The organism is Halomonas sp. KM072 (assembly GCF_050710315.1).
GTDB classification, from domain to species: Bacteria; Pseudomonadota; Gammaproteobacteria; order Pseudomonadales; family Halomonadaceae; genus Vreelandella; species Vreelandella hamiltonii.
This window is the reverse complement of the sequence record NZ_CP136132.1, coordinates 3603881-3615911: the sequence shown is the minus strand read 5'-3', so window position 1 is coordinate 3615911 and position 12031 is coordinate 3603881. Positions and strand designations below refer to the sequence as shown.

Annotated in this window: 10 protein-coding genes; 3 read left to right on the top strand and 7 right to left on the bottom strand. The window is 59.8% G+C overall.

Going from position 1 to position 12031, the window contains the following annotated elements:
- Window positions 1-362 precede the first annotated feature (362 nt).
- On the top strand, window positions 363-494 hold the full coding sequence (locus RVM26_RS17230) for an entericidin A/B family lipoprotein (protein WP_016915839.1): 132 nt from the start codon (window positions 363-365) through the stop codon (window positions 492-494).
- A gap of 7 nt (window positions 495-501) precedes the next feature.
- Window positions 502-1014: a YqiA/YcfP family alpha/beta fold hydrolase gene (locus RVM26_RS17225; protein WP_287808772.1), complete on the top strand. Its 513-nt coding sequence runs from the start codon at window positions 502-504 to the stop codon at window positions 1012-1014.
- A 218-nt stretch (window positions 1015-1232) separates the two neighbouring features.
- Here RVM26_RS17225 and glnG read toward each other — a convergent pair whose 3' ends face one another.
- From glnG to glnA, 5 genes are all read right to left on the bottom strand, one after another.
- Window positions 1233-2660 carry a nitrogen regulation protein NR(I) gene (gene glnG / locus RVM26_RS17220; RefSeq protein ID WP_081193481.1) on the bottom strand — a complete coding sequence of 476 codons (1428 nt, stop codon included), beginning with the start codon at window positions 2658-2660 and terminating at the stop codon, window positions 1233-1235.
- Window positions 2653-3714, bottom strand: coding sequence for a two-component system sensor histidine kinase NtrB (glnL, locus tag RVM26_RS17215; RefSeq protein WP_498939838.1), 1062 nt, complete (start codon window positions 3712-3714; stop codon window positions 2653-2655). Before glnL ends, glnG begins: the two co-directional genes overlap by 8 nt.
- Window positions 3715-3900: 186 nt before the next feature.
- Entirely contained in the window at window positions 3901-4383 is a 483-nt protein-coding gene (locus RVM26_RS17210) for a DUF4124 domain-containing protein (protein ID WP_096921621.1), read from the bottom strand.
- Between the two features lie 167 nt (window positions 4384-4550).
- Window positions 4551-5912, bottom strand: a complete 1362-nt coding sequence (gene ltrA / locus RVM26_RS17205; protein WP_498939834.1) for a group II intron reverse transcriptase/maturase — start codon at window positions 5910-5912, stop codon at window positions 4551-4553.
- Between the two features lie 460 nt (window positions 5913-6372).
- A complete protein-coding gene (gene glnA / locus RVM26_RS17200) occupies window positions 6373-7779 on the bottom strand; it encodes a glutamate--ammonia ligase (protein WP_287808768.1) in 1407 nt (468 codons plus the stop codon).
- A gap of 588 nt (window positions 7780-8367) precedes the next feature.
- On the opposite strand from glnA, the gene RVM26_RS17195 reads away from it, so the two are divergent.
- Window positions 8368-8985, top strand: coding sequence for a hypothetical protein (locus RVM26_RS17195; RefSeq protein WP_498939836.1), 618 nt, complete (start codon window positions 8368-8370; stop codon window positions 8983-8985).
- 92 nt (window positions 8986-9077) lie between these two features.
- On the opposite strand, the gene RVM26_RS17190 is transcribed toward RVM26_RS17195, so the two are convergent.
- Together RVM26_RS17190 and ltrA (RVM26_RS17185) are read right to left on the bottom strand one after the other, a co-directional pair.
- Entirely contained in the window at window positions 9078-9980 is a 903-nt protein-coding gene (locus RVM26_RS17190; RefSeq protein ID WP_498941794.1) for an acyltransferase family protein, read from the bottom strand.
- Between the two features lie 142 nt (window positions 9981-10122).
- On the bottom strand, window positions 10123-11484 hold the full coding sequence (gene ltrA, locus RVM26_RS17185; protein ID WP_498939834.1) for a group II intron reverse transcriptase/maturase: 1362 nt from the start codon (window positions 11482-11484) through the stop codon (window positions 10123-10125).
- Between the last annotated feature and the right edge of the window lie 547 nt (window positions 11485-12031).

Here is a 12031-nt window from a genome sequence, read left to right as displayed (position 1 = left end):
CTGTTAGCCTGCCCACACTGTCGATGAAGAAAGGGGACACTCCCTGTGAACCCGAGGCAGTTCATGCTACTGTCCATGATAATGCATCAGCCAGGCCAAAACTTTTAAAAAATAGAAAAGCAAATAAAAAACAAATACATATGAAAATAAAAAAACCACCCTGCTATGCCAATCCAGCCCACCGACGACCCGAAACCTGTATAAAACTGGCACATGAGACAAATGCGTATAGCGCATTTTTAGCCTGCCAACGCCGTTTGTGTCACAAAGTCAGCACGACCAGTGGCGAGCCCTCTCGTTAACGCTTATGTTATACACCGAATGCCCCACTCTCGAGGATGGGCCCCACTGAGGACACGCTCATGAAACGCTCCATGCTGCTTGGCATACTCTTGATGTCGACCCTGCTGGTCATCAGCGGATGTAATACGGTTCGTGGTATGGGTCAGGATATCGAGCGGGGTGGCGCCGCCATTCAGCGCTCGGCGGAATAACCCCATGATGATGACGGTCTTTCTTTCCCACGGCTTGGAGAGCGGCCCAGGCGCCCTGAAGATACAGGCGCTGAAAGGCGTCGCGGAACACGTGGATGACTGCGAGCCCGTGGTCATGGATTATCGCGGCATGAGCGAGCCGGCGGCCCGCTTGAGCCACCTGCGTGAGACGCTGAATGCCCGAGGCGACGACCCATCCCGATGCATTCTGGCAGGGTCTAGCCTGGGCGGCTGGATCAGTGCGGCACTGAGTGCCGAGACGCCCATGCTGGGCTGCTTCCTGTTGGCTCCCGCGCTCGGCATGCCCCGCTACCCGGAAAGCTCCCCTTTCATTCAGGCCCGACACACCCATGTGATCCATGGCTGGCAGGACGATGTGGTGCTGCCAGGCCCGGTCATCGAGCACGCCCAGCGCCAGCGGCTCTCGCTGCGCATGGTGGATGACGACCATCGGCTGCACCAAAGCCTGGATGTCATCTTGGCGGATTTCACGCGGTTTCTGGCCACGTGTGCAGCGTGATGCGTCCTCTCCTATTGTTCTGCTTGTCACTCAGACCCTCACCGAGCAGACCGAAAGCTACAAGGCGCTGATCGAAGAGCTGGGCGGCGTACCGGGTGCAGACGACTAAGCTGCCCCGCATGCCGTGAACAGGATGGCATGAAAAAGCCCGCTGACCGTGTCAGCGGGCTTTTTAGTGGTTCCGAGCCGGGATCGCCGAGCCTACGGCGATCAACAGCCTACTCGTCGGCAAGCGCAGGCAGCAGCGTCTTGAGCTTGCGCGTCAGGGTATTGCGCCCCCAGCCCAGCAGCTCGGCCGCTTCCCCCTTGCGCCCCCCGGTATGCTTCAGGGCGGTTTCGATCAGGATGCGCTCGAAATCCGGCACCGCTTCTTCCAGCAGGTGCGTATGCCCTTCGGCCAGGGCGTGGTCGGCCCAATCCCGGAAGGCCGAACGCCAATCACCGTAAGCACCTCCTTCCGGCGCGCTGACCGAGCGCAGCTCGGGAGGCAGGTCCTCGATCAAGATCTCCCTCCCTGATGCCATCACGGTGAGCCAACGGCAGATATTTTCCAGCTGACGAACGTTACCCGGCCACGGCAGCCGCGTCAGGTGAGCTTCTGCCTCGGGCGTCAGCACCTTGATATCGGTGGATAGCTCCTTGGCCGCCTCCGCCAAAAAGTGACGCGTCAAGCGGGGGATGTCTTCACGGCGCTCGGCCAGGCGCGGCAGGTGCACCCGAATCACGTTCAGACGGTGGAACAGATCCTCACGAAAACGCCCTTCATCCACCAGAGATTCCAGGTTCTGGTGGGTAGCGGCAATGATGCGCACATCCACCTTGACCGGCGTATGGCCGCCGACCCGGTAAAACTCGCCATCAGCCAGCACCCGCAGCAGGCGCGTTTGCGTCTCGGCGGGCATGTCGCCAATTTCATCCAGAAACAGCGTACCGCCGTTGGCCTGCTCGAAACGCCCCTGGCGCTGCTGGGCGGCACCGGTAAAGGCGCCTTTCTCATGGCCAAACAGTTCCGACTCGATCAGGTCACGAGGAATTGCCGCCATATTGAGGGCAATGAACGGCTTGCCGGAGCGCGGGCTGTGCTGATGCAGCGCCTGGGCCACCCGCTCTTTACCGGTGCCCGACTCCCCATTGATCAAGACCGTGATATGAGAGTGCGACAAGCGGCCGATGGCGCGAAACACCTCCTGCATGGCAGGCGCTTCGCCGATGATCTCGGCGCTCAGCCCTTCCGGTACGCTGACCGGCCGCTGCCGCTCGCGGGCATGAGCCACCGCGCGCCGCACCAGCGCCAGCGCTTCGTCGACATCAAAGGGCTTGGGCAGGTACTCGAAAGCGCCCCCTTGGTAAGAAGCCACCGCGCTATCCAGATCCGAGTGGGCGGTCATGACAATGACGGGTAAATCAGGATGGGCGGCACGCACGCGGGACATCAAGTCCAGACCGTCGATGCCTGGCATGCGAATATCGGTGACCAGCACGTCCGGCGGGTTTTCCAGCAGCCGAGCCAGCGCCGTATCCGCCCGCTCGATACACTCTACATCCAGGTCGGGTTGCGCCAGCGCGCGTTCCAGTACCCAGCGGATAGCGCGGTCATCATCGACGATAACCACCCGTGCAACATCGGTACGTGTCGCCTCAGTCATGACGCATCTCCGGTAAATTAATAACCAATGGAATCAGTAAACGAAATTCGGTGTGTCCGGGTCGAGAATCGCATTCGATCAATCCTTGATGTTGGTGCAAAATTGACTGAGCAATCGACAGTCCCAGGCCGCTGCCTTCCGCGCGACCTGACACCATGGGGTAGAAGAGCGTTTCGCGAAGCGCATCGGGAATGCCGGGGCCGTTATCGATGACACCCACCTCGCTGACCAGCCGATGGCGCTCGGCCCCCAGGGTGAACTGGCGGCGGGCACGGGTGCGCAGGGTCAGCGTGGGGGACGGCGTGTCGGCTTCGCTCATGGCCTGTACCGCGTTGCGGGCCACGTTCAAGACCGCCTGAATCATCTGCGACTCGTCGCCAAAGAGGTCGGGCAAGCTGGGGTCGTAATCGCGATGAACGGTGACCTGCGGGTGCTCGGCCAGCAATAGCGCACGCACGCGTTCCAGCACTTTGTGAATGTTCACCGGCTCATGCTTGATGATGCGATTGGGGCCCAGCATGGAGTCCACCAGATCGCGCAGACGATCCACTTCCTCGACGATGATGTGGGTAAACTCCCGCAAGGCCGGGTCGTCCAGGTCGCGCTCCAGCAGCTGCGCCGCACCGCGGATACCGCCCAAGGGGTTTTTCACCTCATGGGCCAGCCCGCGGGCCAGTACCTTGATGGTTTCCTGGCGGGTGGTCAGCGCTTCTTCTCGAGAAATCTGCATCAGCCGATCACGGGGCTCCACCTCCAACAGCAGCTCTTCGGCAGACAGCGGCGTCACGGTGTAATCCACCGTCAAGGGTTCACTGTTGAGCGGCGTAATACGCGCTTCGCGTTGGGTGTAAGGGTGAAACGCATCGCGTGCCTTGGCCAGCACGTCATCGATACTCTCATCGCCGCCCAGCAAGGTATCCAGACTGATGCCTTGTACGCGGCTGAAGCTCACCGCCAACAGCGCCTCGGCGGCCGGATTCATCCAGCGAACCCGAAGTTCGCCGTCCAGCAGCAGTACCGCCGTGGTGAGGTGTTCCAATAAGCGCTGATACATGGCGTGTCCTGAAGCGTCGCTAACCGTTGCGTTAGAGATTTAGCTGAGGAAGTGCAAAAAGCGCGCCAAGTTACCCAAAACGACGCCATGCACGGCTTGGGGGCAGCCAGCCGGTGCCGCTCGGGCATTTATAGCGCACGGGCAGGGAGAGTTAGTCAACCTAATGCACCATTATAGTGCATTGCATTAATCGGCGATAAAAATCGTCACCTGATCGGTGCGATGTTGAATACGCCCCTGGCTGTCCAGCAGCTCTGCCTGCAAACGATGTTGCCCTGGAGGCAGGCCTGCCAGCCAAAAAGCATCGCTGTGCAGAGGAGATTGGCTAAGCTCGCCGTTGACGAGCAGCTGGATCTGGTGGTCCTCGCGCAGCGCAGGGGAAACGCTGACCTCCACGGGTGTCATGCCACCGCGCAGCGACGCCCCTGGCGCGGGGGCAACGATGACGAACCGGTCATAAGGCATGAACGGCTGGCCCGGACGCCCCAAAGGCCGTGCCGCCGAAGGCGCGGCTGGGCGGGTCGCGGCAGGCAAGCTGGGCAAGGGCGCCAGCCGCAGCACTTCGCCTCCGCGCTCGGGGTTATCAGTAAACGTGACGTTGCCCTGGGCATCGACGATGCGGTACACCGTTTGCGCCTGGGCAGCGCTTACCCACAGGCAGGCAGCCACGAAAACTCCTGTGGGTAATATGGCTGACCATGCAACACGCCGCTTGCTCACCACGCTGTCTCCTCACCTATTCTGCCCAATCGGGATAGGGGGGAACCCATAGGTTCCGCCCCTCCCACACCACCCGGCATGCGGGTCCGCACCGGGCGGTTCGAGAAGTTGAGGTTTCACGAGAGTCTCGGCACTCCCAACCGATCGAAGTAGGCAATGGTCAGCACATTATGGATGGCAGAGCGACTGTTATGCCACCAGCGACGACTCAGCGCCGCCACGGATTCCGCAACCCAGGAACTCGCGCCTAAGCGGGTCAGCTCCCGGTAGATCGTCTTGCCCCGTCGCCAGTGCCGGAGGTGGAGCATTCTCAGGCGGCGACGTATCCACTCATCCAGTGATCGCCAGATGCGTGGCGTTTGTGCCAGCCTGAAGTACCCTTTCCAGCCGAGCAGGTAACTGCGGAGCTTCTCCACCACCTGGGCCATGCTGCGACCACCTGCCCCCCGGGTCAGTTGCCTGATCCGGAGCTTGAACGCCTGTAACGCCTTGGCGGATACCGCCCGTCGAACGTCTCCACCCCTCCCTTGCCACAGGGCGTAGCCGAGGAACTGGCGACCGAACACGCTGGCGACTGCACTTTTGGATTCGTTGATCACCAAGCGCAGTTTGTTGTAACACCGGCGTAGCAGGCGCATCACCCGTTCTCCCGCCTTCTCACTGCGAACGTAAACGTTGCAGTCATCAGCGTAACGGGCGAAGCAGTGCCCCCGACGTTCCAGCTCTTTATCCACCTCGTCCAGCAGAACGTTGGCCAGCAACGGCGACAACGGCCCGCCTTGCGGCGTGCCCTCATGCCGATCCATGACCACGCCACCATCCATGATGCCCGCGTTGAGATACGCACGCACCAGCCGGATGACTCCGGGGTCGTTTATGCGTTTCTTCAGGCGGTCGATCAGGATGTCGTGGTTAACCCGGTCGAAGAACTTCGACAGGTCAACGTCCACTACGATATGGCGGCCCTGTTGGGCGTAGCGTTGCGCAGCCAGCACCGCATCGTGGGCCCGGCGGCCCGGGCGGAAGCCGTGGCTGTGCTCGCTGAAGGTGGGATCAATCAGAGGTTGCAGCACTTGCAGCAGTGCCTGTTGAATCAGACGGTCGGTGACGGTGGGGATACCCAGTTCCCGCTCACTGCCGTCCGGTTTCGGGATGCCGACCCGACGAACGGGTTGTGGTTGGTAGGAGCCGCTCAGCAGTTGCTGGCGAAGCTCCGGCCACACCCATCGCAGGTGTTCCGCGGTTTGGGCAATATCCAGCCCGTCCACACCTGCCGATCCCTTGTTGGCCTTCACGCGCTTCCATGCCCGTTGCATATTCTCTCGTGCGAAGGCCTGCTCAAGCAGGCTTCGCCCTGCGCCTTCCGGTTCTCGCCGCGGGAGCCCTGTTTCATCGCTGAGCGCATTCGGCAAGGCTTCACCTTTCCGTTCCGCGATCCGCCCCGCTGACGCGGGCATCTGATGCGTTACAGTGCTCATCGACAAGGCGTTTGACGCTCCTTCTCGTTCAGCCCTTCGCCCTGACCAAGCAGCTACTATGGCTTCTGCTGACTTCTCGCTCCGTGTTGCCACGTCGCCCTTTCAGACATGAGGCGAGATCTCCCCGGGTAAGAACACACTCCTTCACCGCACAACCGCCGGATTTACACCGCCTCGCCTTGGCCACAAGAGCTTCGCGACTTTTGGCCCGCTCGCCCTGCTTGGCAGTGCCTCGTATCCGATTCTTGTTCATCGGCTCACGGTTTACGCTCCACGCTTCCTCCCCACGGTCGGTCGCCCTTCCGCAGTTGCGCTTCGCTTCGTTCGCTGTGGCCAGCTCACGGGAGGACTTGCACCTCCAGGAGTGCGCCCGTGCCGGGCGCACTAAAAAAAAACCCCGCCGAAGCGGGGTTTTGGCTCGTCACACCGCAAGGGTGATCTTAGCAGTCATGCCATCAGCTTAGCAGCTGTAGTACATGTCGAACTCGATCGGGTGAGTCGTCATGCGGATACGCTCGACGTCTTCCATCTTCAGTTCGATGTAGGCATCGATCATATCGTCGGTGAACACGCCACCTTCGGTCAGGAACGCACGGTCAGCATCGAGTGCTTCCAGTGCTTGATCCAGGCTGTTGGCCACTGTCGGTACGGACTTGCCTTCTTCTGGCGGCAGGTCGTACAGGTTCTTGTCCATGGCATCGCCAGGGTGGATCTTGTTCTTGATACCGTCGATACCCGCCATCAGCATCGCTGCGAACGCCAGGTAGGGGTTGGCAGTCGGGTCAGGGAAGCGAGTCTCTACACGCTTGCCTTTCGGGCTGGCAGTGTAAGGAATACGGATAGACGCAGAGCGGTTACGAGCACTGTAGGCCAGCATGACCGGCGCTTCGAAGCCCGGTACCAGACGCTTGTACGAGTTGGTAGAAGCGTTGGTGAAGGCGTTCAGAGCACGAGCGTGCTTGATGATACCGCCGATGTAGTACAGCGCCATTTCAGACAGGCCAGCGTACTCATCGCCCGCGAACTGGTTCTGACCATCTTTCCAGAACGACTGGTGTACGTGCATACCAGAACCGTTGTCGCCTACCAGCGGCTTCGGCATGAAGGTAGCGGTCTTGCCGTAAGCGTGCGCCACGTTGTGGATCACGTACTTCATTTCCTGAACTTCGTCGGCCTTCTTCACCAGCGTGTTGAACTTCACGCCGATTTCGTTCTGACCGGCGTTGGCCACTTCGTGGTGGTGTACTTCGACGGTCTGGCCAATCGCTTCCAGGGTATTACACATGGCACCACGGATATCGTGGAAGCTGTCGACCGGCGGCACCGGGAAGTAGCCACCCTTGAGGCGCGGACGGTGACCCAGGTTGCCAGTCTCGACCTTGCTGTCGGTGGCCCAGGCGCCTTCGTCGGAAGTGATCTTGTACATGGAGCCTTGAATGTCGGACTTCCAGTGCACTTCGTCGAAGATGAAGAATTCCGGCTCGGGGCCGAAGAAGGCGGTGTCGCCCAGACCGGTAGACTGCAGGTAAGCTTCTGCACGCTTAGCGATAGAGCGCGGGTCGCGATCATAGCCCTGCATGGTGGCAGGCTCGATGATGTCGCAACGCAGGATCAGGGTAGCGTCTTCGGTGAAGGGGTCCAGGAAGCCGGTGCCGTCCTCCGGACGCAGGATCATGTCAGACTCGTTGATGCCTTTCCAGCCATTGATGGAAGAACCATCGAACATCTGGCCGTTTTCAAAAAACTCTTCGTTCACGTCACGCGCAGGCACGGTCACGTGCTGCTCTTTACCGCGTGTGTCGGTGAAACGCAGGTCTACCCACTTAACGTCATGTTCTTCGATTAGCGCAAGAGTCTTGGCTGACATAGTGTCCTCCGGTATGAGCGTGGCTTAGAGCTTGAAACAATAAGCTATCGATAAAAGTGTTATTCAACAAATCGTCTACATGCCTTGGCACGTGGCGCGTTTGTCTTTTTTGTTCGCTTTACGTTTGCTTGACCATGGATAACAAATCGCCCAGCGATCATTTCAGACCGGCTATCGTTGTAGCACGCCAAGCGGCTTCTGCCTATGGCCTGCTAGCGACTGACAAACGGCCCATGAAACTGTTCATGAAACTGCCTACGAAGCTGTCACGAAATATAAGCACGTAGCATGCCAACTTTGCACCAATATGGCTTTCAAAAAAATAACAGCATGATTCAAAAAGCAAAAATCATTATTCCTGATGCCTCTTGATGTCGCATTGGCTCGTCACGTCATCACATGGAGCACTTCCCTCGCCCAATTTGCACCAAAAAAAATACGGAAAATATCGGAGTTGCACAAAATAAGTGCATTAATCAGACGGTCTATTTTTATATGCTTCTCGATCATTCCACTTGCTGCAAAAAGAAACCAATGTCTACAATAAATTACAAAATGTGAGCAATTAACACAAAGGAAGCCACTGACATGGGTACGGTTTGCTTTATCGTCGATGCTTCCGTGGTGGGAGCCTGCCTTCCTCGCCACCTGCGCTCCATTCGTCAATCTGGCCTGGCCGAGCATCTCGTGCCCGTGATCGTGACCGCCGCGTTTCTGGATGAGCGCTTCGCGACCCTGGAGCACCGTTTCCACGCCCACTGCCTCGTCACCCCAGAGAAGAAACTAGGCGCTCGCCTGAATCAGGCGGCGTATGTCAGCCAGGCCGAATGGCTGCTGGTGGCCATGCATAAGCAAGTCTTGCCTTCACAGCTATGGCCCCTGCTGTACCCCGAGCTGGATACGCAAACGCTGGATGCGCTGATCATCAGCGCGATGACGCCTCGGTTGCCAGAACGCCTGTGGCAGCAGCTACGTGGCCCTAACGCCGCATTGCCCCCTTACATGGCCATCAGCCGAACCTGGCTGGAACGCCTGGGGGGCTTCGACCCCGAGCTGGAGGTCACGGCAATGACCGACCTGCTACAGCGCCTGCATGCCTGCCCTACCCGCCTGAAGACCCTCAGCGGGCAAGCACTGGGGTTGCCGCGAGGCTCTCCACTGAGCGCGTTGAAAGCACGCTTTTCTACCGAAACACCCCCACACTGATCGTCGCCCTCATCCCTTCATCACTCTTCAACGCCTTCCCCAATCCACAAGGCATACTGAACGGCCCCAGCGAGGCTTACCTAACGCCAACCTCATACTTTCAGGCGTTTGCCAAACAGCATGGCGCCCCAGGTGGTGGTGTTCACCGCCTTGTTCAACAGCACCGAGCCCACGCTGGCCACCACGATCAAGAGCAGTGCGTAAAGCACCAGCGGCAGCGTTTCCACGCCGACCAAGATATCGGTAATGGCAAAAAACATCGGGTGGGCCAGGTAAATACCGAAAGAGTAGACATTGATATAGCGCACCCAGCCAGGCGCTCGGCGCCCCTTCAAGCGGCGCATGGTCACCAGCACGAAAAAGGGAATGACCCAAACTTCCTTGGAAGAGAACGCCAGCCAATGAGCAAAGGTGGCCATCACGATCAGCGCCACCCACCCCCATAGCCAACGGGACTGCGACAGCGTTTGCAGCCACACGGGGCGCTCCTGCAGCACGGCACGAGGCACCAGCGGGTAATAGCGCACCAGCACCAGCGCCAGAAAGAAGAGATACACCCACCCCAGGGGCGCGATCCACAGCAAGTAGCCTGGGGGTTCTACCTGGAACCAGTACGCCAGCCCCCAGTAGGCCATGCTGACTACACACGCCACCCACAGCCAGGGCACCGGATTCACCCGCCACAGCTGCCAGCGGGTAAATGCCCAATACGCCGCATAGAACTGCATGGCGATGATCAAGAAATACCCGTGCCAGCCCGCATAGATGAAGTAGCTGCGTGCGTTGGCCAAAAAGCCCACAGCATCGTCGCTGCCCGCCAACCGCCACCACTCTGCCGTCGAATAGATAAAGCCATACATCAGGTAAGGCAGCATGACGTACTTGACCCGCTGGAACAGAAAGCCCGGCGGGACCTGCTTGTCGTAACGCACGGCGAAAACGAATATCGAGATGAACAGGAACACGGGGGTGCCCAACACCAGGGGAATCCGCATGAGGTCGGTGGCCAGGTTATCTACCCGCTGGTTCAAATGGTCCAGCCAATGAAAATCGGGATAGGGGGGAACCCATAGGTTCCGCCCCTCCCACACCACCCGGCATGCGGGTCCGCACCGGGCGGTTCGAGAAGTTGAGGTTTCACGAGAGTCTCGGCACTCCCAACCGATCGAAGTAGGCAATGGTCAGCACATTATGGATGGCAGAGCGACTGTTATGCCACCAGCGACGACTCAGCGCCGCCACGGATTCCGCAACCCAGGAACTCGCGCCTAAGCGGGTCAGCTCCCGGTAGATCGTCTTGCCCCGTCGCCAGTGCCGGAGGTGGAGCATTCTCAGGCGGCGACGTATCCACTCATCCAGTGATCGCCAGATGCGTGGCGTTTGTGCCAGCCTGAAGTACCCTTTCCAGCCGAGCAGGTAACTGCGGAGCTTCTCCACCACCTGGGCCATGCTGCGACCACCTGCCCCCCGGGTCAGTTGCCTGATCCGGAGCTTGAACGCCTGTAACGCCTTGGCGGATACCGCCCGTCGAACGTCTCCACCCCTCCCTTGCCACAGGGCGTAGCCGAGGAACTGGCGACCGAACACGCTGGCGACTGCACTTTTGGATTCGTTGATCACCAAGCGCAGTTTGTTGTAACACCGGCGTAGCAGGCGCATCACCCGTTCTCCCGCCTTCTCACTGCGAACGTAAACGTTGCAGTCATCAGCGTAACGGGCGAAGCAGTGCCCCCGACGTTCCAGCTCTTTATCCACCTCGTCCAGCAGAACGTTGGCCAGCAACGGCGACAACGGCCCGCCTTGCGGCGTGCCCTCATGCCGATCCATGACCACGCCACCATCCATGATGCCCGCGTTGAGATACGCACGCACCAGCCGGATGACTCCGGGGTCGTTTATGCGTTTCTTCAGGCGGTCGATCAGGATGTCGTGGTTAACCCGGTCGAAGAACTTCGACAGGTCAACGTCCACTACGATATGGCGGCCCTGTTGGGCGTAGCGTTGCGCAGCCAGCACCGCATCGTGGGCCCGGCGGCCCGGGCGGAAGCCGTGGCTGTGCTCGCTGAAGGTGGGATCAATCAGAGGTTGCAGCACTTGCAGCAGTGCCTGTTGAATCAGACGGTCGGTGACGGTGGGGATACCCAGTTCCCGCTCACTGCCGTCCGGTTTCGGGATGCCGACCCGACGAACGGGTTGTGGTTGGTAGGAGCCGCTCAGCAGTTGCTGGCGAAGCTCCGGCCACACCCATCGCAGGTGTTCCGCGGTTTGGGCAATATCCAGCCCGTCCACACCTGCCGATCCCTTGTTGGCCTTCACGCGCTTCCATGCCCGTTGCATATTCTCTCGTGCGAAGGCCTGCTCAAGCAGGCTTCGCCCTGCGCCTTCCGGTTCTCGCCGCGGGAGCCCTGTTTCATCGCTGAGCGCATTCGGCAAGGCTTCACCTTTCCGTTCCGCGATCCGCCCCGCTGACGCGGGCATCTGATGCGTTACAGTGCTCATCGACAAGGCGTTTGACGCTCCTTCTCGTTCAGCCCTTCGCCCTGACCAAGCAGCTACTATGGCTTCTGCTGACTTCTCGCTCCGTGTTGCCACGTCGCCCTTTCAGACATGAGGCGAGATCTCCCCGGGTAAGAACACACTCCTTCACCGCACAACCGCCGGATTTACACCGCCTCGCCTTGGCCACAAGAGCTTCGCGACTTTTGGCCCGCTCGCCCTGCTTGGCAGTGCCTCGTATCCGATTCTTGTTCATCGGCTCACGGTTTACGCTCCACGCTTCCTCCCCACGGTCGGTCGCCCTTCCGCAGTTGCGCTTCGCTTCGTTCGCTGTGGCCAGCTCACGGGAGGACTTGCACCTCCAGGAGTGCGCCCGTGCCGGGCGCACCAAAAAAACGGCAATGCAGCCGTAAGCACGAAGCCAGTAGATTTCCTCGATTTTCTGCATCCAGCCTCCCGGTTTTCCCCCAGCGCACCGCCTAGCCGCTATCCTGTTAGATAGCGGCCGAGAGTGAACACCCGCGAGCCGCCTGTTGTCCGACCTTGTAAA